Raw genomic sequence first — 20,610 nt, 5'->3', positions numbered from 1 at the left:
CTTTATACTATTTTAGGATAGAATCAATCTATTTAAAATCTTTCTTATCCTTTTATCGAACCAACCATAATGCCTTTATTAAAATGCTTCTGCAGGAACGGATAAACAACAATAATCGGAATGCTCGAAACTACAATTGCTGCCATTTGTAGTGCAGGTGTGTAGACCTTTCCCGTCTGCTCCTGCTCGGCCATCGTCTGTGCCATTTGACTTAGCAAGGAATTCGAAGTAATGAGTGTCTCACGTAAATAAATCTGAAGCGGGGCCTTTGAAGCGTCACTGATAAAGATCAACGCGTACCACCATTCATTCCATCTTTCCACAGCATAGAACAAAGCAAAGGTCGCCATGAATGGGGCAGAGATCGGAATAATGATTTTGTAAAGGATGTACAGATCATTTGCCCCATCCAGCTTAGCTGACTCTTCCAGACTTTCTGGAATCGTGTTGAAATAGTTTTTCATAATGATCAGGTAAAACGTATTGAGACCGGCGGGTATGATCATGACGAGTATATTGTTTACGAATCCTAGATCTTTAACGACTAGATAAAAGGGAATTAAACCGCCATTGAAAAACATAGTGAACAAGATCAAACTAAGCATTATGTTTCTTCCCGGCATGCCCCGCTTGGATAATGCGTATGCTCCCGCTACAGAGATCGTCATGCTGAACAAAACGCCAACCGCCGTTACGATGACAGAATTTAAAATCGAAGTCCAAAACTTCATATCCTGAAGCAACAGCTTGTATGCCGACAGGTCAAACGAAAGCGGAAAAATATAAAAGTCGCTTTTACTAATCGCTTCGAACTTTGCAACTGAGATAATAAGAACATTATAGAAGGGAAAAAATGTTACTAGTGCTAGAAGCCCCAGAACCACGAATGCGACGATATCGAAGACACTCCATTTTTTTCTCTTTTTAACCGTTGTGTCGGTCACTTGCCTCTCCCCTTTCCCTGCAAATTAATACAGTCCTTCCTCGCCCATCTTCTTAGCGAACGTATTGGCGGCCCATAAAAGGATTAGGCTTATAATGGACTTGACGACACCCACAGCGGTCATATATCCAAAGTCGCCTCCAATCGTGAATGAAGTCCGATAAATGTATGTATCGATCGTGTCAGCAACCGAATATACCGGTGAACTATACAGATTGAATATTTGCTCGAAGCTCGAACCTTGCGTCAATAATTGTCCAACTTGAAGAATTAACAAAACTGCGACGGTACTCTTCAAACCCGGCCATGCGATGTTTAGCAGACGGCGAAACCGGTTCGCTCCGTCCACTTCCGCCGCTTCAAACAGCTCAGGATTAATCCCTGCAAGCGCGGCTAAGTAAATGATTGAATCCCAACCGATCTCTCTCCACACATGTGTGATATACAGAACGGGTCTAAATGCACTTTCATCTACAAGCGGAGAATTTGGATCCCCGCCAAACAACATGATGATCTGGTTATAAATCCCGTCCTTGCTTAAAATATTGATGATAATCCCCGACAGTACAACCCACGATATAAAATGCGGGAACGTCAGGATCGTCTGAAAAAACCGCTTCATTTTTGTCCTGGAAAACTCATATAAAACAATCGCCAGGATAATGGGCATCGGGAAATGAGTGATCAGCTTCATCAAGCTGATAATGACCGTATTCCAAAATGCTCTGCGAAAATCTGGGTCGGTCAACAACGTTTGAAAATTCTCTAAGCCAATCCATGGACTTCCCAGGATCCCCTTACTGTAATCAAATGATTTGAATGCTAACGTAACACCGTACATGGGAGCATAGCTAAAGAGGGCGTACCAGATTAACACCGGTAGAACCATGAGGTAAAAATACTTGTACTGTAAAATCATTTTTCCTAAGCTTTGCTTAGGAGCACGAGTCTTTAAGCTTCGCTTAGATGTACTAGCGGTTACAGATTCAGCCAATCTTCTCCCCACCTTTCTGTATGAGATTGTTTATGCTTGTAAGCGATTTATATGGTAAATTATATCGGGAGTGTAAATTATCTTGTATAGAGGATACAACTCCGGTCATGTGGATTTTTCACACCTTTGTGGGTGACCTTCCTATGACACGTAATATCAGACATAGTGAGCGTAAGATAGTCCATACCCCCCTTGATCCACAATCGCTAGGATAAATCTAAGAGCTCCATATAGAAAGGGGGATTCACTTATGCGTTCAGTGATTATTGCAGATGATGAGAAGTGGATTGTAGAGGGAATTAAAGCAGGAGTGAATTGGAAGAAATACGGCTTTGAAGTGATCGACGATGCCGAAAACGGGCAAGAAGCCCTGCAATTAATTCAATCGCTTCGCCCCACCCTTGTTCTAACAGATATTAAAATGCCTGTAATGAATGGGCTAGAGCTCATTCAACGTGGTAAAGCCATCGCACCTGATACAATTTTCATCGTACTCAGCGGACATGCAGAGTTCGCTTATGCACAAAAAGCGATGAATTATGGTACGTTCGGATACTGCCTGAAACCTTTTGAAATCGAAGAAATCGAAGGAATGCTTAACCGAATAGCCCAGCAACACGAATCGAAGGTGGTTAAAGAAAGCCCTGTCCATGACTTCGAACTATATGAAGCGGTTTGTTCCGGAGATCTTGAACGAATCAGCTTACGGTTGGACGAGAAGCGAATACCCTTGTCGGAAGATCGCCCTCATATCCCCATTGTTATCCAAGGGTTAAGTTCGCCCGCAGATGTCGGGCAATTCTCTTCCTTGGTCTTCCCGATGAGCCGCCGACGTTATGGTTATTTATTGGAAGAGTGCCAATACGAAGTCTTCCTTCGGGGTCTTGAACATACAGAGGTTGTACAAGAATGCGGGGTCGGGATCGGTCCTCCTATTTCGGATATACATCAACTGGATGCGGCTTTAGAATCCGCTTCTCATGCTGCGTTCAGTATGTTCGCAACGGGGATGCCTGGATGTTATCGGGTGAATCCACAACAGGAAATACCGATCGACGAGAAGCTCAAAGAGATCTCCCGGATTCTTCATAATAAAGACCGGCTCGGTTTTATAGCAGCCATGGAATCGATAAAGAAATTATTCAAAGAGGGAACGTTCACCATTAAAGAAGCCTATTTGCTCTACACATCGATCCTCTACTTATTTCCTCGGGAAGGGACTCGGGTTAACGGCCGTTTTTTTGAAGGATATGAACAGCTCTATTATCGATACGGTACGGCTGAAGCTATGATCGATGATTTGATTCTTATGACACTTGATATTTTTATGAACAGAAACGAAACTGATATTTCACGAATTTCAAACCACAAAGTCAAAGAAATCATGTTGTACATCCGCAACCACTTCAATCAAGAAATTTCGATTCAGCATTTAGCCAATCAGTTCTTCTTAAGTCCAAATTACTTATGCCAACTATTCAAGAAAGAAGTCGGCGAGACCATCATCGAACATATCAGTCGTTTAAGAATTGAATACGCTTGTAAAATGCTGGTCGAGACCGACCTTTCCATTTACCAAATCGGTGAAAAATGCGGTTTTCAGGATTATTTCTACTTCACACGAATATTTAAGCGGCATCTCAAAATGACACCTACGCAATATAGGGAACAAAGCAATGAAGACATTTAAGAGATTATCCATCCGTACTCAGGTTTTGCTATTCGGGTTGTTTATTGTTGCCATTATCCCAATCATTGTCTCTAGGGTATACCAACTATCAAGTGAGACCATCATTAATCAAAATACGCAATACAATACGGAGCTGGTCTCCCTCCTCAAGCAACGGATTTCTAACAACTATGCCAACGTTTCTTCCATGATGATGAATGTAGGATACGATTCGACCGTCCAAAAGTTCCTAGTCGAGAATGATAAGCTTCGAGGCTACGACCTATCCCAAAAGGTAGAGGGGCTATTGAGTATCGCGCGAAATATGAATACGGACATTTTAGATATTATTGTTATCGGTAGCTCTAACACACGTATTTCATTAGCGGGAAGAACCAAATATGCTGTCGATCTTATGAAGACGGCTGGGGATGATGGAATCGTTCATTATCGCGGATACAGTCCTCCAGACAAGGTCATCGACAAGAGAAAATTACTGTTCGGGATGAACATCTTTGCTTCAGGTGACACGTCCCTATATGGCGAAAAAATTGGCTACATCGCAGTTATTGTGGATATGAAGGCTATTCAAACTGAAATTTCAGAGTACCCTCGATTAGTCGGAACCAGCTTTTTTATGATGGATGATAAAGGGCTGATTTACTCAAATAGTGATGAGCCGGAGGACATGCTCCAGCAGTTTCAAACTCGGGCAACTGGAAGGGATGGAGAGTCAATCGTCGAAACAGTTAACGGAAAGAAATATGCAATTCAGTCCTTTATCTTACCGGAGATCTCTGGAAAAATTATAACCGCTGTTCCTGTCCATAATTTAATGAAAGAACTGGAGAAATTAAAGAAGGTCAGCTATGCTCTTCTAGCATTAATCTTATTGGTCGTCTCTATTCCCTACTCTGTACTCATGATGAATCTCTTAAGACCGTTGTCTAGGCTTATGCGCTATATGAATCAATTAAAAGGCGGAAGTCTTGGAATATTGAACAACAAGGTCGATTTAAAAGGCTATGCTGAAATTGAAATCATCTCTCGACAGTTCAACGATATGACAACGCGGATTCACGATTTGACGGACCAATTAATCGATGCAAACACCCAGCTTTACCAGACAGATCTGGAAAAGCAACGTGCCGAATACTCGTATTTGCAAAGTCAAATTAATCCCCATTTCTTAAGCAATACTTTAGACACAATCAAAGGCGTTGCGATCGTAAAAGGAAATCGGGAAATCTACGAAATGACTACCGCCTTAAGCACAATGCTCAAGTACAGCATCAAAGGCAAAGAGGAGGTAACTCTTGGGGAAGAGCTGAAAATCGCAGAATCTTGTGTGAGGATTTACCAAGGCCGTTTCCCTGACAAGTTCAGTTACAAGCTGTTCTGTCCACATGAATGGTTACACATTCCCGTACCTAAAATGATCCTTCAGCCTATTGTCGAAAATGCGCTTGGTCATGGACTTGAGGCTCAAGGTCAGGGAGTCTTGCTGATCACAGTAGAGAAAAGCGAAGCTGGACTGCTTGAAATCGCTGTAGAAGATAATGGTGTAGGCATCGTTGCTGCGAGACTGGAACAGCTAACCGAGCTGCTGGCTGGTAAGAACATAGAGTCCGGTGATCATATCGGGCTCCTAAACGTCAATAACCGTCTAAATCTTAAGTACGGTGATCCCTGCGGCGTTCTGCTGTATAGTAAGGAAGGTAGCGGGACGAAGACCGTTTTGAGGCTTCCTGGGGCTTTAATTAATCAGCAAGAAGCCAGAGAATAAAAAAAGGAGGTTGCCCATTCAGGGGCAGCCTCCTTCTCAGTTATCTTTCTTTCCTCATTCAAAGGGATAACGTTAAGCATCCTGTGAGGATGAGCTCACATACTCTTTCGCATGATAGGGTCCACCTTCCATAAGTACCGTCCATAATGGATCAATATCACAGTCCATGGAGCTCATCATGTTGTCATGCCATTCATTCAACAGATAGACAGCCTTCATACAAATGTCTTTACGCACTTCGGCGAGATTATGTTGTTCGTAAGAATCATGCTTCAAATCAAACAACATTTCTTTCGGAAATCCATGGTGTCCGTCATGATAGGTGCGTATATATAACCAATCCTCAAATCGGATGCTGCGTTGACACACATGCGCGCATTGTGAGATTACGAGATACTCACGCCCTCCTGATTGTCCCTCCAGAATGGTATCAGCATAACTTTCACCATCCCAAGAAGGGGCCCCTTTTAAATTCAGAAGGCTTGCTAATGTCGGTCCGAGATCAAGATGATAATGTAGCCCATCCTCCACTATTCCTTTCTTGCCGCCTGGCCAGCGAATAATCATCGGAATGCGGCAAGTCGCCTCGTCTGCCGTACCGTGCTCGGAGTAAATCCCTAGCTCGCCCAGGCTCTCTCCGTGATCCGCTGAGATCAAGATAGCTGTATCTTCCATCACGCCAAGTTCTCTCAGCTTAGAAAATACTTTCCCTAGATGCTCGTCCAGATACTTAACTCCAGCATCATAGTTGTCAAAGATAACTCGCAGGTCATCACGATTCTCTATCTCCTGATTGTGCCTGAAATGCTGTTGATAATGCGATTTCGCGAGCGCATTCATATCTTCGATACTGTGCTGTCCCTTCTTCTTTCGGTGAAGCTCAAACACATCTTTAGTGATCCACTCGGGTAAAGCATCCTTCTCAAACGGATTACCATAGCTCCGGGGTGTACGATAAGGTGTATGAGGATCCCAAAAATTCAGGTGCAGAAACCAATTCTCGGACTCCCCATTATCCTCAAGCCATTTAAGTGCCACTGGAAGCACCTGCTCTGCCGTCTCATGCCCCCTTCCACCAACATTGAACACTTCTTGAAAACCGGCATTAAAGGTCCAGGCCGAGTGCCGTTCGGCGAAGGTGCTGATCGACGCGGTTTTCATGGCCGCTTGACTTAATATAGCGGGAAGACTCTCCATTCCCAGCCGGTCATTAAATTCGCGTTTTGCCCCTTCTCTACGCATATCAGCAGCGGTCCCGCCATGTCCTACAATTCCATTATGAATGCCAAATCGTCCCGACATTAAAGCAGAACGGGACGGTAGACACGGTGCATCTGAACAATAGTAGTTGGTAAAGGTGACACCTTCTTTAGCGATTGAATCGATATTCGGGGAGGTATTCCGATGATAGCCATAACATCCCAGATGGTCCGGGCGAAGCGAATCCAAATCCAAATACAAGATTCTCATGAGTTATACCCTGCCTTTCCTTTTAATCGAAATGGTTACGCATCGATTCGGGCAGTTCAGAATGATCTGCTCATGCTTATAGAGTAAATGAACATGGAAAGCTCCGCTATGGAGTAGCGATGTTTGTTTTTGTATATTCGATACTTTTCCGGTACTCTGCCGGCCCCTTGCCGTATTCGCCACGAAATACCTTGCTGAAGTGTGAAGCATCATAATAACCACATCTCTGAGAGATATGCTCGATGGTATAATCCGTATATTCTAGCATTTGTTTAGCTTGCTGCAGCCGCAATTTTCGAAGCATTTGCATGGGTGTCAGTTTATATATTTTCTGAAATGCCCGGCTAAAATAAACAGGATTCATATGATAGAGCTTGGAAAGCTCCTCTCTACTAATCTCCTGATCAAGTCTCTCCTCCATATATTGCAACGCCTCGTTAAAGCGGTCCGTGACATAGGGATCTCGTGATGAGCGGCGCCCGCCAAGCTTAGTGCTCTCCATAATTTCATAAAGGAGAAAAAATGCCAATGAACCGACCTGAAAATTTCTGAAATCCTCCTCCTCCTGTAACCACAGGCTTCGCAGCTCGTCAAACCTTCGCTCATATTCGCTTTGATCCCGAATCCGAATCACCTTGCCTAGCGGGAATAACTTGAAGAAGTCATCTCCGTCTCGCACCTTTGCGTTAATATTAAACAGATAATGTACGCCTTCCATGTTGGAGATCACATTAAAAGGCTCATTAGGACGGTGGATCATCACGTCACCGGCAGAAGCAACATATTCTCCCTCGGAGGATGTCGTCAATACCTCACCTTTTTGGATATAAGAGACGGTATAACAAGACTGGACGTAATCGAATAAGACCCGCTTCTGATATTGAATTTTTATGACGTCCAGCACGGTGATATCAAACTGACTATGAATGATAGAGGACAAAGAAGTTCCTCCTTCTAATGTAGTAGTTTTTATGTATTCTCAACCGGTATAATCAGCCGCACATCGAAAGCCAATATTTCCTGCAGAGCTGTCTGGTGTATTTTTGCTCCTGGCCGCCACCCGATAACGGTTACAATAAGATTTATGGCACAAATACGATCCTCCGCGCATCGACCTTGCTACACCACTTACCGGGCCTTTCGGATTCACGGATTCGGAAGTTAAATGATAGGCCTTAGTAAACCAATCCTCGCACCATTCCCACACGTTTCCTGACATATTATAAAGACCATATCCGTTAGGTAGATAGGATTTCACAGGTGCCGTACCTGCATAACCGTCGCTGGCATGATTTTTATCAGGGAACTTTCCTTGCCAAATATTGCAGCGATGCTCACCGCCCGGTTTTAATTCGTCCCCCCAAGGATATTGTTTCTGAACTAGGCCTCCTCGTGCAGCATACTCCCACTCCGCTTCCGTCGGCAGACGTTTCCCAGCCCAATGACAATATGCATCAGCATCATGCCATGATATGTGGATCACCGGATGATCAAGGCGTTCATCTACATGGGAATCCGGACCTTCCGGATGACACCAATTCGCTCCCTCTACCACCCACCACCAGGGAGTTTGAGTAGCTACTTGGGTCACCTTTTTCCCTGTCTCCATGGAAACAAAAGAATGAAACACATAAGACCAACCGAAACGTTCCGCATCTGTAACATAGTTTGTTTCCTTGATAAAAGCAGCAAACTGCTTATTCGTAACTGCCGTTGCATCAATCAAAAAGGGAGATAAGGTAACATTCCTAGCAGGCCCTTCTCCATCTGCGGGGAACCCTTCTTTGTCATCCGTCCCCATAAGAAAAGTGCCTCCAGGAATAAGGATCATGTCCGAGAAATCTTTATCCCCTTCTGATCTTTGGATAGTTGTTTTCTCCTTACAAACATCGATGGAACCTTGTTTCTCGACTTGATTTCGACTAGCTGAACAGCAAGCCCGTATATTCTCTGACATGAATGACCTCCAATCTGGGATCGTCCCGGCTCTGTCTAAAAAAAAGCTACACCAAGAATGCCAGAGGCAACGATAATGGTGAGCGGATGCAGCTTATATTTCATTAAACCATAAAGTGCAGCGAATACAATGATCAACGTGCCAATGGTCTGCCAAGTAATAAAAGCGTATTCCATGCTATTTAAGCCAAAACGAATCGCAGCATAAGCAATCAATCCTGTAATTACTGGACGCAAACCATAAAATAACGTTTTAATCCACTGACTGTCCCTCACTCGATAAAAGAAGATGGAAATAACTATGATGATGATGAATGAGGGCAAAACCATGCCTAAGGTTGACGCAATCGCCCCTTCAATTCCAGCTACACGATATCCAATCAAGGTTGCACTGTTCGTTGCAACAGGGCCCGGTGACATCCCTGCGATGGAAACTACTTCTTGATATTCCCTGTCAGATAACCAACCACCAGCCATAGCTTCATGCTGAATCATCGGAATGATGGCGTACCCTCCCCCAAAGGAGAGCAGTCCAATTTTTATAAAGATAAAAAATAAATTCCAAATCACATCGCTTCCCCCTAGATGTAATACTCCGGATAATTCGATTCTTCATCAGAAGCTTTCAAGGAATCCTTCTCTGTCCGAACTTGGAGCCCTAAGAGCTGTTTGATTGGCATATATACAAAACCGATAATCAATCCAACTGCGATCACGTAAATGGGATTGATCCCGGAAACTAATAAAACAATCGGTATAAGCAACGCCGTAACAGCCGTAGTCTTGTCAAATATAGCGTTCTTGGCCATTCGATATGCTGCTACTAGGATCAAGGCAATAACAGCACCATGAATCCCCTTCATGGCGGCAATAACTTTTGGTTGGTCGGCCATTTGTGAGTAAACGGCGCTAAGCAAACAAACAATGATAAAGGTTGGAATCGTAATCCCAGCGATTGCAGCAATCGCACCCTTCACTCCAGCAAGACGATAACCAATGAATGCTGCCGCATTTACACCTACCCCACCTGGTGCTGCGCCAGCTAAAGATAGAATTTCATCCATCTCCTCTTCAGCCAGCCATTTCCGTTTAGTGGAGATTTCCCGTTCGATCATAGGGATCATCGCATAACCTCCCCCGAAAGTTACGGGACCGATTCGAACAAATACCCAAAACAACTGGAACAATAGACTTATCCTTAGGTCTGTATTCGTCGTCGCATTTGTTTTCATAGTTGTTCTCATGGTTTCCACCCTTATATTTTCTGTCGTAATTTCATTATATCACTTTTTCCCAAAATGGAATTAAGTTTTTTGAACGGTAAAATACAATCTATGGTTTATGCGTTATACTATATTAATGTTAATAAATACAAACTTTATAAAAAACGATCTTACTTGTTCATCCTATATATAGCTTGGAGGTATATCGTGGAAAAGCGCTCGACACACATTCCATCCCCAAAGAAACTCCTATACGACCGAATCGCCGAACAAGGCACAGTTTCCAAGTTAGATCTTCTACAAACATTTTCACTTACCAAAAGCACAATGACCCGAATATTAGATGAAATGACGGAAGAAGGCTTGCTGATAGAATGCGGATTCGGGGAATCTAGCGGAGGCAGAAGACCTATTTTATACCAAATCAATCCTTCCTACGGCTACATCATCGGTTTAGAGATTTCCAGGCTGTATTCTTCCCTTGGTTTATTTGATATGCAAATGAACCCAAAATCAATTGTTCACTGGCGAATGGATCAGGCATTCACACCTGAAAGATTTATGGATCACATAAGTAATCAAATACGCGCCTTCCTTAGAGACCATCAGCTGAAGGACAGTCAAATTATCGGGATAGGAATAGGAGCCGTAGGACCGCTTGACCGAGAAAATGGTTTAATCTTAAAACCGCTACACTTCCCTTCTTCTGGCTGGAACAATCTCCCTATTTGCAAACTGGTGGAGGAACGAACGGGCTTCAAAGCTTTACTCGACAACGGTGCCAATTCCGCACTCCTTGGAGAACGATGGTCCATCCGTCACGCTAACATTCAACATATGCTCTATGTACATGCTGGAGCTGGACTCCGTTATGCGATGATGTCGCATGGAAGTATTGTTCATGGCACGATGGATATGGAAGATGCCATTGGTCAAATGATCATCCAGACAAATGGACCCCGTTTAAATAATGAAGGGAACTATGGAGCTCTGGAAGCATTTGTTTCTGTGCAGGCGCTTGAACAAAGTGCACGCTCAGAGGCAAAAATGGACAACGATCTGATCCTCCAAAGATATAAAGTGGCGCCTGAGAAGCTGACTTATGATGTATTGGTACAAGCCTTTAGAGAGGGTAATCCATATGCGCGTGAATTATTTACTCAAGCCGCCATTCACTTCGGTATTGGCCTCGCCAACGTTATCAACCTGTTTCATCCTGGGACTATTATTCTAGGTGGTGCGCTCATCCACTCTCACGAGTTGTTTTTCCAAACGGCGGTTGAAGTGGCCCAGCGAAACACTTACCGTTATCCTGAATACCAACCTCACTTCTCCCTAGGCACATTAAAAGAAGAAGCTGTGGTGACTGGTGCGGCTATTATGGTGAGAAATCAAATGGTTCTTTAACATAATAAAAAGGTTGTCCCAAAACATTTGCATGATTGTTGGGACAGCCTTTTTTAATTTGAGCTATAGTGGTTGACAGCAACTCTTAAATTTTTTCCCGCTTCCGCAAAGACATGGATCATTTCTACCTGGAAGTGGTTTGGCACTTTTCCTGAACACCAGCATCTGCTCCGATTTAAGTCGGTTTGCTAGCAGTATCATCCGTTCATAGGCATATGAGTAGAACATTTTATAGCTACGGCAGAAATAATCAACCTCAGTACGATCATGAACATCAAGCCAATTCCGGTTGCGCGGGCACCCCCCATTGCAAAAGCTAAGATACTCACACTTATAGCATGATTCATTCATATTGGGTTTCATTAACAAAAAGTCATCATATATGGGGCTGTTAAGCAATGCTTCAAGGTCGGTATGGCCGATATTTCCTAACCTGTGCTCTTCATCAATAAAGAAATCGCAAGGATAGGCATCCCCGTTCGTTTCAAGCACCATCATCTTCGGGCAGCATGAGTTGTGGACGCATAACTCCGCCTCACGATGCATGAATACTAGAAGCATATTCTCAAAAATACGAATGGGAATCTCCGGATATCCCTCGTTGTACCACAGATCAAATGTACGGCATAAAAACGCTCCATATTGTTCAGGTGTAATTCGAAAACGGCCAGGCATATCACTCTTCTGTGAGACAAAATCCATGCAAGGGATAAACTGAATATAAGGAAATTGTTGTTCCTGGTAGAATGCCATCAATGCGTCTGGTTTCATCACATTATCTTCATGAATCACCGTCAGAATACTATAGTCCACTCCCTCGTTCTGTAGATGGCGAATCCCACGCATAACTAGATCATAACTACCTTTCCCCGAACCCGTTATACGATGTGCATTATGAATGGGCTCAGGACCGTCCAAACTAATCCCAACCAAATAGTTGTACCGTTTAAAAAATTTCGCCCATTTCTCATGAATTAGCGTTCCGTTGGTCTGCAGCGCATTACTGATCATCGTATGAGGCGGTGCGTACTTAGCTTGGAGTGAAATCACGCGTTCAAAATATGGAAGTCCGGCTAAGAGCGGTTCCCCTCCCTGCCAAGAGAAAGTCGCTATACCAGATGATCTTTTCATGTACTGAGCGATAAACCGCTCCAGAAGATCCGTATCCATCACTTGGATCGGATGATGAGGTTGTCCCCCTGCTGTACTGTAATAACAATAATCACAGGCTAGATTACAATCCTCTGAGACGGTTTTCCACATGACATGAAGGGTCTCAGACCTCGAGGTCTGTATGCAAGTTGTCATACGATTCTGCCCCTCCTATATAAATATTACCTTTATGAAACCTATTTCCTATTTCTTCAATTAAATCATAGGTATGGACATCAACGATGAGTAAAACATCATAGTTTGTCGAATATCTAGAGATAAAAAAATACACTCCCCATTGTCTGTCGAGACAATGGGGAGTGTATTTTCTTTGAAGATAAATAGAGCATTACCAGACACTGTTTCTTTAATTACGAACGTATTCCTTATTCGCTGTTTCCAACATGGATTTCCAATCCGCAAATGTAGTCTCTCTAACTACATGACGATCAAAAAGTTCATCAGGTATGTCAGCAACATCTTCTTCTGTCTTTACTTGAAAGTTCCCTTTGATTACAAACTCATCGAAACTCTTGCAATTGGAATACTTACTCATAAACGCTTCATTAAACAACTTCTCGAAAGAGATATGATTGGGATCTTCTTGATACGTTTTCTGACCTTGCAACTCATTCATCAATTCTTCCATGGTCATTGGTTTTTGTCTTCTCAAATTACCACTCCTAATTTTCTGTTATAGTTATAGAATATCATGTTAATCCATAAATCACACGAATCCTAAGCTTAACATAATTTTGACTATTTTACCTTTCGATTTTCACTTTAATACGTAAAAAAAAAGATCCTAATCTCAGAATGAAAATATCGGCCATAACAAAAAGCCTCCCTTATACTTATAAGGAAGACTTCTTAATATTATTTCCTCTAGGACAATTTCACCAAGCTGTAGTTTTTCTTACCCTTACGGATAATGATAAACCGGCCGCCAATAGCTTCGCTAGCTGTAACTTCCAGTGCTACGTCGCTAACTTTCTCACCATTCATGGAGATTGCTCCTTTGGTGATATCCTCACGTGCTTGACGCTTGGACGGCTCGATACCGAGATCAACCAACCACTCTACGATATTTTTAGAATCCAGTGTAGTTTCGTAGGTCGGCATTTCCTTGAAGCCTTGCTCGATCTCATCAGCAGTTAGGGATTTGATATCTCCACTGAACAGAGCAGCAGTAATACGTTTAGCCTGCTCCAGCAATTCTTCACCATGCACGAATCTGGTCATTTCTTCAGCAAGTGTTTTTTGTGCTTCGCGTTTATGCGGTTCAGTCTGTACTTTTTCCGCAAGTGCATCAATTTGCTCTTTAGATAGGAATGTAAAGTACTTCAAGTATTTCACAACATCACGGTCATCGGTGTTTGCCCAGAACTGGTAGAACTCAAACGCAGTCGTTTTGTTCGGATCCAGCCAAATTGCTCCTCCAGCTGATTTACCGAATTTCGTACCATCGGCTTTCAGCATAAGCGGGATCGTAAGTCCGAATGCCTTTGCTTCAGGACCTTCTTTTCTACGGATCAGATCCAAACCGCTTGTAATGTTGCCCCACTGATCAGAGCCACCAATTTGCAGTTGAACATCTTCATGCTGGTACAGATGCAGGTAATCTAGGGATTGCAGGATTTGGTAGGAGAATTCCGTAAAGGAAATTCCGCTGTCCAATCTGCTCGCTACAACATCCTTGGCAAGCATTGAATTGATGCTGAAGTTCTTACCATAGTCACGCAAAAACTCGATAACATTGATTTTATGTGTCCAATCGTAGTTGTTCACCATACGAATTTGATTGTCGCCATCAGTTACGAACAGTTTTTTCATTTGTGCGGTAAGCGCATCTACGTTAGCTTGGATTTGCTCCAGCGTCTGCAATGATCGCTCGGATTGTCGTCCACTTGGATCACCGATCGTACCCGTAGCACCGCCAATTAGCATAACCGGACGATGTCCTGCTAGCTGGAATCTTTTGAGCACCATGAATGGAATCAAGTGACCAATATGCATACTGTCACCCGTCGGGTCTACACCGCAGTACACCGAAACGGATTTCTGGTTGGTTAATTCTCTAAGCCCTTCGGCATCGGTTTGTTGATTGATGGCATCGCGCCATTCTAGTTCATCGATAATATTCATTGCCTAACACCCCTTAAATTAGTAGATATCCTATAACGAATCATCAGTCCGCCAAGCGAATATAAGGATAGTTGATGAAGAGAAACTTATAAATCCTTATATTTAAAAACAAAAAAATCGTCCCCTTGTCTATTGTAGACATAGGGACGATTGAATAACCGTGTTACCACCCAGATTGCACCAATGAAACGCTAATGCTAAGACACAGCATTGATGCCACTCGTGACGAGATATCGTTCGCCATTCCGCTCGGTGTTAGCCGAGATACTCCAAAGTGTAATTCGTACTCTTAGTGTGTACCGGGTTTCATCAACCCCCGGCTTTCTGGAACAGGGACTAAGCTACTACTGGGCTTCTTCAACGTATATCGTATATAAGATTACAGCCAGTATAGTGAAATAATTCTTCAATGTCAACATCTTAAGCTGAGAATACTGAGACACACTCCTGCTGTGACGCACTACTAGGCATTGCCTATTTTTTTCTGTTACAATTACGAAAAAAGAGGTGAACAACTCCGTATGCTTGATCCAATCGATAATCATATTTTAGAACGACTAACTCAAAACAGCAGAATTTCCTACACCGATCTAGCTAAAGAAGTTAATTTATCAAGTGTCGCGGTTAAGGATCGTATTGATCGGCTCGTCAATCAAGGAATTATTGAGCAATTCTCAATCGTCATCAACGCAGAAAAATTAGGAAAGAAAATTTCGGCGTATCTAGAGCTTGAAGTGGAGCCTGCCCATTTAAATCATATTGTCAGAGTCCTAAAAGAAAACGAACGCGTAGCCGTACTTTATGAAATGACAGGGCCTTGCATTCTTCACATTCACATTCTAGTTGAGAACCTTGAAGAGATGGAACGGTTTATGCGTGAATCCATCTACTGCCTGGATGGTCTAGTCCGTGTAGAAAACCAAATCTTATTAAAACGCCACAAAAATCAGGATGGTCTAAATATATAAAAAAAGAACCGACTTTATAAAGACGGTTCTTCTCTGGTTTGGATCTTATTTTGTTTATGAAATGATTGCTAATTCGACCTATTCTGTTTTAGATAACTTAGCTTTATAAAATTTCGTGAAATATTCGCTGACCTGAACCTTCTCTTTCACAACTTCTATTGGAGCAACGAGCTTAACGATCTCTCCATTGTACATTCCTGTCGTCGCCCCGACTTTCATCTCTAGTACATTATTATTGTAGCTTATAGTTACTGTCTGAGTAGTCGGCTTCCAGCTCACCTTCGCACCAAAGCTTTCAAAGCTGCTACGTAATCCCACTGCCTTGCGCTCCAAATCACCGAATTGGCCTTTATCGATCAAAGCATGCACACCCCAGTTTCCATCCACCACCTGTGTAATTCCGAAATCCGTGGACACAGACATCAGTGAGTACGCTTCATCCTCGCTCAATTCCATTCCAGCCATTAAAAAATCTTTTGTTTTATGAGCGGCATCCTTCATTGCTTTGTCGATGGACGAGTTTTTGAAGATATCCGTCTGAGCACTAGCCCCCAGCTCCTCCAAATAATTGGCGTAGCTGAAGCCATGCACAACCCATTCGTATTCATTTTCAAGTAATGGGAAACTTAATCCACTCAGTTTTTGGTTAAGCGTTGCTTTTTTATGAAGAATGACTTGTATATCACCAGTAACTGATGTCTCGATCGCAGTTCCGTTAATCTCGGAATCCCCTTGGCCGGCATGCGGGTCACCAATCGACAGTAGCGCACCCGGTACGGATACAGGATAATACATCGTTGCACCTTCAGTAATCCTCCAATCATCAACGTTGCCACCATTGTATGAAGGAGGTACTGAATCTACAATATCCGCTTCTTTAGGCGCCACACCCATCGTGCCGAAGTGGAGACGTACTGGAATCTTTATACCTTTCAATACATCGAAGTTCTTATCAATTGTATTATGGTCTACAATTACACCTGGGTAGTCGATTGTCGGGTGCACTTGACCATCCGGATCGGTTTGCACTGTCCATTTGTAGTTATAAACAGCTGTTGCATAATCCGCCCCACCTTCAGTATCCATCTCATAGATGGTGACCACTTCACGTTTTTTCGGCTCCTCAACCATATCTCCGTATAGATAACCCCAGTTCGCCGCGGCATTCACACCATAGGTTTTACCTGCGTATTTGTCATTTCCATTAGGTCTAAGCTTCATGTCCAGAATCTTCACTTCCAGAACATCCCCTGGCTCAGCGCCTTCTACTGCGATAGGTCCCGTCATAATATGTACGCCTGGTCCACGAAGCGCTTCGTTCTTCTCCCCTTCTATCCAGTGAAAAATATCCTCAACACCCGCATCCCCTTTAATCATCCGATCGTAATCATCACCGGAATGATGAGTAATGGCCTCGACTGTTACAATATCTCCCGATTGTACCGTTAAAGCTGGATCACCTTTACCAATATTCCCCCAGCGAACAGTCTCCGAATTCGCCTTTAGAACATGCGTTTTCGGTTTATACGCACTTTCCGAGATGTCAGCAAAAATAACACCAACTGACGATCCAGCTAACAAAACCACCGATAAAATGACACTGACCTTCAGAAATGTTTGTCTTTTCATAGTAAAATCCTCCTCAACTCAATTCAATGTTATATTTCATAACATTTTGTGTTTTTGAGTATAACAGAAGAATTCCAGATTAACAATATAAATATTTATACGCTTCTAGGTTTAAATAATAAATCAGAACTATTATATATCTTTAATTATCCAACCCTCCTTCTTCGGTACAATAAAAAAACGCCAACACTTATTAGCTAATTAGCCATAGTGTTTGACGTTTATCTTCCATTCTAAGCAGCACTTCATTTTCAACGTAGAGCAGTAATACTCCTTGTAGCCCGAGTTACAATCCGTTTCGTTTCCTTGGAATCCGAAGAAATTAACCACCTCTCACTAAGCTGTTCCACCCAGTCTGGATTACTTTTACTCGCATCGTTCAACCAATTACTTACAGAATCCTGAACGTATTTTGACGGATCTGACTTAAGTGGTTCTAATAATGGAAGTGCTATTGCTGGGTTTTCTTTTAGCGCAGTAATATGCTTCGCCCATACCCCATGTGGCCGCGTCAATTCGATTGCATATCTCCTTATGTTCGTATCTTGATCATGAACCCAGCTCTCTAAGAACTTAATGGAATCATCCAATTCTGCAATGACCGATTCCCTTAAAGCCATCCATGAAATCTCACGTACCCCAAAATGATCATCCGCTGCAAATGGACGGATATCCATTAGCTTTTGCGATAGACTTAAAGATTGATTTAGACCGATCATATAGGCAGCCCAACAGCGGACACTATCGGAACGATGCTGCGCTAAAGCTGAGAATACTTGGACTTGTTCCAACTCTGATTTGCACTCCAATACCTGTTGCCACTCCCGTGCGATAGCCGGTATGAGCTTCATGATTTTCTTTTCCGATGAATCGCCAAGCCTTTGTAAAATTGGTTCGGATTCCTGTCCAAAACCTAGCTCGTCCAGCACATTTTCCAACAAAACCATATGGTCCACAGCAAGCCATTCCGTTAAATTTACAGTCTGTAATTGTCCTTTATGCAACAGTCCTACAACATCAGCAGGAATATCGCTAACTTTTCTAGCTCCCTTCCTATGCTCCATATAAATCTTCCCTTCACCTATGATTTTAAAGGCTTGGATAACCTTCTTCTTATATCTAGGATACGGATATTTCTAACCATAAAGATGTAATCTCATTTACAACTCATAATCTTTATAAATTTCTTTCCAAAATCTTATCATGGTGGATACGTATAGTTCTGAACCCAGTCTGAAGCACCTCAGCTTTTACCAATTCTTGCAATGCCACAGTAACCGCTTCTCTGCTCGCACCAATCAAATTGGCGATTTCTTGATGTGATAGTGGAACATTGATTTTATAATAATTATTCTCACTTTTAACGCCTAGTTGATCCGATAGCTTTAAAAGAACGCACAATATTTTATCATGCAGATTTCCGATGGCTAGGTTTTGAGTTAACTGACTCATACTTTTTATACGATCGCTCAATACTTGCATTAATGACATCAAAAATCTAGGTCGAGTAGCTACGAATTCTTCAAATCTTACAGGATCAATTGTACAGATATGACACTCTTCCATGGCTTCAATGTAATGATCTTTGGTTCCAAACGAAATCACGTTCATTTCACCAAAAACATTACCCTCACTCAGAATATCCGAAGTAAATTGCTTCCCATCCGCATTCAATCGGTATAAACGCACCTTTCCTTTTTTCACAAAAAATAATCCTTCAGAGAAGGTTGTCGGTGTCTGGATATATGTATTTTTCGGGACTACTGTTATTCGAGTTAACTCTTCCATTTCCATTAGATCTTCCAGCGCTAACGATTGAAGCAAATTGAATTGAGATAAATAATGAATAGTCTCCATTGCCCCTCCCTTAGATAACGTTATTCGTAATTTTAGTATACCGCACAAAAAAAACCACGTCCTAAGGACGCAGCTTATTCGTTAACGATTACTTGCTTCCCAGCGCGCTACTTCTTCACGAACACGAGGAGCTACTTCCGTTCCCAGCAGTCTAATCGCCTGCATAACATCCTCATGAGGCATTGTACCGTGGGGCATATGTAAAAAGAATCGCGTAATTCCCACATGCTTGCGAAGATGAATGATTTTGTTCGCAACGGTTTCTGGATCACCTACGTACAGAGCGCCATCAAAGCTGCATGCCGCATCATAATCGGAACGATGGTATGGCGGTGTCCCTTTTTCCTTCGCCCGCACATTGGTCCGAGCATGCGTTGAAGGGAAAAATTTCTCCAATGCTAACTCATTAGTCTCAGCAATAAACCCGTGTGAGTGTGAGGCAATAGGCAGGCTTGAAAGATCATATCCGGCTTCAGCCGCTGCTTTTTTGTAGAGCTGTACATGCTTCGCATAATCAAGCGGCTGAACATTTCCAATAATAGCTAATACAAAAGGTAAACCTAATGTTCCAGTGCGGATCGCAGACTCTGGACTACCTGCACTCCCAATCCAAATCGGTAACGGATCTTGAACCGGACGCGGGTAAATCCCCAGATTGTTTATGGCTGCTCGATGTTTGCCACTCCAGGTTACTTTTTCTGACTTTTGGATGGCTAATAACAATTCCAGTTTCTCATTAAAGAGTTCTTCATAATCTTTCAGATCATAGCCGAATAAAGGAAAAGACTCTGTAAACGAACCGCGGCCGATCATAATCTCTGCACGTCCATTCGAAATGCCATCTAGCGTTGCAAAATCTTGAAATACACGTACGGGATCTGCTGAAGACAGGATCATCACGGCACTGGTCAACCGAATCTTCGAAGTCAACGATCCAGCTGCCGCTAACACAACCGCAGGTGATGAAGCCGCATAATCATTACGATGATGCTCGCCCACTCCGTATACATCTAGTCCCACCTCTTCAGCAAGTACAATTTCCTCCACTACTTCACGTAGTCGTTCTGCATGACTTATTGTCTCACCCGTTTGGACATCGGGCGTTGTCTCGACAAAGGTACTTATTCCAAGTTCCACTCTCGTTTCCTCCTAAAGTTCTGCACGATGCATTATTCTCTGGATGTAAATGTTTGAATATTCATAATTACATTTAATCAAGAAACCCATTATAATAGGATTCACCGATAATTCCAACTATTTCAGATCCCCTCGATTATTGATCGGTCTGAGGAGCCCTTATTTTAATGGTTTTGTCCATTTTGCGAGATTATCGGACTCAGATGCTGCTTTTTGCTCAAACCCACTACCAAAATGTGTGTTTTTATGGAAATAAGAACTAAACGGTCCGAAA

The 20,610-nt window shown here is 42.7% G+C and carries 18 protein-coding genes and 1 other annotated feature; of the genes, 4 read left to right on the top strand and 14 right to left on the bottom strand.

Annotation, left to right across the window (positions count from 1 at the left end):
- Positions 1-44 precede the first annotated feature (44 nt).
- Positions 45-944, bottom strand: a complete 900-nt coding sequence (locus ACWNM1_RS15745; protein ID WP_052404326.1) for a carbohydrate ABC transporter permease — start codon at positions 942-944, stop codon at positions 45-47.
- Positions 945-968: 24 nt separating this feature from the next.
- Entirely contained in the window at positions 969-1,937 is a 969-nt protein-coding gene (locus ACWNM1_RS15740; RefSeq protein WP_449601691.1) for an ABC transporter permease, read from the bottom strand.
- 250 nt (positions 1,938-2,187) lie between these two features.
- On the opposite strand from ACWNM1_RS15740, the gene ACWNM1_RS15735 reads away from it, so the two are divergent.
- Both ACWNM1_RS15735 and ACWNM1_RS15730 read left to right on the top strand, forming a co-directional pair.
- Positions 2,188-3,627 carry a response regulator transcription factor gene (locus ACWNM1_RS15735; RefSeq protein ID WP_449601690.1) on the top strand — a complete coding sequence of 480 codons (1,440 nt, stop codon included), beginning with the start codon at positions 2,188-2,190 and terminating at the stop codon, positions 3,625-3,627.
- Positions 3,614-5,392 carry a cache domain-containing sensor histidine kinase gene (locus tag ACWNM1_RS15730; RefSeq protein ID WP_449601689.1) on the top strand — a complete coding sequence of 593 codons (1,779 nt, stop codon included), beginning with the start codon at positions 3,614-3,616 and terminating at the stop codon, positions 5,390-5,392. Before ACWNM1_RS15735 ends, ACWNM1_RS15730 begins: the two co-directional genes overlap by 14 nt.
- A gap of 72 nt (positions 5,393-5,464) precedes the next feature.
- On the opposite strand, the gene ACWNM1_RS15725 is transcribed toward ACWNM1_RS15730, so the two are convergent.
- From ACWNM1_RS15725 to ACWNM1_RS15705, 5 genes are all read right to left on the bottom strand, one after another.
- Positions 5,465-6,862, bottom strand: a complete 1,398-nt coding sequence (locus ACWNM1_RS15725) for a sulfatase (RefSeq protein ID WP_449601688.1) — start codon at positions 6,860-6,862, stop codon at positions 5,465-5,467.
- 106 nt (positions 6,863-6,968) lie between these two features.
- Entirely contained in the window at positions 6,969-7,802 is an 834-nt protein-coding gene (locus tag ACWNM1_RS15720; RefSeq protein ID WP_449601687.1) for a helix-turn-helix domain-containing protein, read from the bottom strand.
- 39 nt (positions 7,803-7,841) lie between these two features.
- Complete coding sequence (locus tag ACWNM1_RS15715; protein ID WP_449601686.1) at positions 7,842-8,819, bottom strand: formylglycine-generating enzyme family protein; 978 nt, start codon at positions 8,817-8,819, stop codon at positions 7,842-7,844.
- A 35-nt stretch (positions 8,820-8,854) separates the two neighbouring features.
- Positions 8,855-9,388, bottom strand: coding sequence for a chromate transporter (locus tag ACWNM1_RS15710; RefSeq protein ID WP_449601685.1), 534 nt, complete (start codon positions 9,386-9,388; stop codon positions 8,855-8,857).
- Positions 9,389-9,399: 11 nt separating this feature from the next.
- Positions 9,400-10,062, bottom strand: coding sequence for a chromate transporter (locus ACWNM1_RS15705; RefSeq protein ID WP_449601684.1), 663 nt, complete (start codon positions 10,060-10,062; stop codon positions 9,400-9,402).
- A 186-nt stretch (positions 10,063-10,248) separates the two neighbouring features.
- On the opposite strand from ACWNM1_RS15705, the gene ACWNM1_RS15700 reads away from it, so the two are divergent.
- On the top strand, positions 10,249-11,448 hold the full coding sequence (locus ACWNM1_RS15700) for an ROK family protein (RefSeq protein WP_449601683.1): 1,200 nt from the start codon (positions 10,249-10,251) through the stop codon (positions 11,446-11,448).
- 63 nt (positions 11,449-11,511) lie between these two features.
- Here ACWNM1_RS15700 and ACWNM1_RS15695 read toward each other — a convergent pair whose 3' ends face one another.
- From ACWNM1_RS15695 to tyrS, 3 genes are all read right to left on the bottom strand, one after another.
- On the bottom strand, positions 11,512-12,756 hold the full coding sequence (locus ACWNM1_RS15695) for an anaerobic sulfatase maturase (protein WP_449601682.1): 1,245 nt from the start codon (positions 12,754-12,756) through the stop codon (positions 11,512-11,514).
- Between the two features lie 211 nt (positions 12,757-12,967).
- Positions 12,968-13,255, bottom strand: coding sequence for a hypothetical protein (locus tag ACWNM1_RS15690; RefSeq protein WP_449601700.1), 288 nt, complete (start codon positions 13,253-13,255; stop codon positions 12,968-12,970).
- A 230-nt stretch (positions 13,256-13,485) separates the two neighbouring features.
- Complete coding sequence (gene tyrS, locus ACWNM1_RS15685; protein WP_449601681.1) at positions 13,486-14,745, bottom strand: tyrosine--tRNA ligase; 1,260 nt, start codon at positions 14,743-14,745, stop codon at positions 13,486-13,488.
- A gap of 139 nt (positions 14,746-14,884) precedes the next feature.
- Positions 14,885-15,115, bottom strand: a binding site (T-box leader).
- Positions 15,116-15,266: 151 nt separating this feature from the next.
- On the opposite strand from tyrS, the gene ACWNM1_RS15680 reads away from it, so the two are divergent.
- A complete protein-coding gene (locus tag ACWNM1_RS15680; protein ID WP_449601680.1) occupies positions 15,267-15,713 on the top strand; it encodes an Lrp/AsnC family transcriptional regulator in 447 nt (148 codons plus the stop codon).
- A gap of 78 nt (positions 15,714-15,791) precedes the next feature.
- Here ACWNM1_RS15680 and ACWNM1_RS15675 read toward each other — a convergent pair whose 3' ends face one another.
- The 4 genes from ACWNM1_RS15675 to ACWNM1_RS15660 form a co-directional block, all read right to left on the bottom strand.
- On the bottom strand, positions 15,792-17,342 hold the full coding sequence (locus tag ACWNM1_RS15675; protein WP_449601679.1) for an acetamidase/formamidase family protein: 1,551 nt from the start codon (positions 17,340-17,342) through the stop codon (positions 15,792-15,794).
- A 251-nt stretch (positions 17,343-17,593) separates the two neighbouring features.
- A complete protein-coding gene (locus ACWNM1_RS15670; protein WP_449601678.1) occupies positions 17,594-18,406 on the bottom strand; it encodes a DNA alkylation repair protein in 813 nt (270 codons plus the stop codon).
- A 112-nt stretch (positions 18,407-18,518) separates the two neighbouring features.
- Positions 18,519-19,199: a Crp/Fnr family transcriptional regulator gene (locus ACWNM1_RS15665; RefSeq protein WP_449601676.1), complete on the bottom strand. Its 681-nt coding sequence runs from the start codon at positions 19,197-19,199 to the stop codon at positions 18,519-18,521.
- An 81-nt stretch (positions 19,200-19,280) separates the two neighbouring features.
- Positions 19,281-20,336 carry an LLM class flavin-dependent oxidoreductase gene (locus ACWNM1_RS15660; RefSeq protein WP_449601674.1) on the bottom strand — a complete coding sequence of 352 codons (1,056 nt, stop codon included), beginning with the start codon at positions 20,334-20,336 and terminating at the stop codon, positions 19,281-19,283.
- Positions 20,337-20,610: the final 274 nt, after the last annotated feature.

The sequence above is a fragment of the Paenibacillus sp. Marseille-Q9583 genome (genome assembly GCF_976954365.1).
This window is presented reverse-complemented; position numbering and strand designations above follow the sequence as displayed.

What these genes read in the sequence shown, in the direction of transcription:
- ACWNM1_RS15705 (WP_449601684.1), bottom strand. Translation starts at nt 10,062, where the DNA reads ATGAGAACAACTATGAAAACAAATGCGACGACGAATACAGACCTAAGG.
- ACWNM1_RS15715 (WP_449601686.1), bottom strand. Translation starts at nt 8,819, where the DNA reads ATGTCAGAGAATATACGGGCTTGCTGTTCAGCTAGTCGAAATCAAGTC.
- ACWNM1_RS15680 (WP_449601680.1), top strand. Translation starts at nt 15,267, where the DNA reads ATGCTTGATCCAATCGATAATCATATTTTAGAACGACTAACTCAAAAC.
- ACWNM1_RS15730 (WP_449601689.1), top strand. Translation starts at nt 3,614, where the DNA reads ATGAAGACATTTAAGAGATTATCCATCCGTACTCAGGTTTTGCTATTC.
- ACWNM1_RS15735 (WP_449601690.1), top strand. Translation starts at nt 2,188, where the DNA reads ATGCGTTCAGTGATTATTGCAGATGATGAGAAGTGGATTGTAGAGGGA.
- ACWNM1_RS15665 (WP_449601676.1), bottom strand. Translation starts at nt 19,199, where the DNA reads ATGGAGACTATTCATTATTTATCTCAATTCAATTTGCTTCAATCGTTA.
- ACWNM1_RS15670 (WP_449601678.1), bottom strand. Translation starts at nt 18,406, where the DNA reads ATGGAGCATAGGAAGGGAGCTAGAAAAGTTAGCGATATTCCTGCTGAT.
- ACWNM1_RS15725 (WP_449601688.1), bottom strand. Translation starts at nt 6,862, where the DNA reads ATGAGAATCTTGTATTTGGATTTGGATTCGCTTCGCCCGGACCATCTG.
- ACWNM1_RS15695 (WP_449601682.1), bottom strand. Translation starts at nt 12,756, where the DNA reads ATGACAACTTGCATACAGACCTCGAGGTCTGAGACCCTTCATGTCATG.
- ACWNM1_RS15690 (WP_449601700.1), bottom strand. Translation starts at nt 13,255, where the DNA reads ATGACCATGGAAGAATTGATGAATGAGTTGCAAGGTCAGAAAACGTAT.
- tyrS (WP_449601681.1), bottom strand. Translation starts at nt 14,745, where the DNA reads ATGAATATTATCGATGAACTAGAATGGCGCGATGCCATCAATCAACAA.
- ACWNM1_RS15675 (WP_449601679.1), bottom strand. Translation starts at nt 17,342, where the DNA reads ATGAAAAGACAAACATTTCTGAAGGTCAGTGTCATTTTATCGGTGGTT.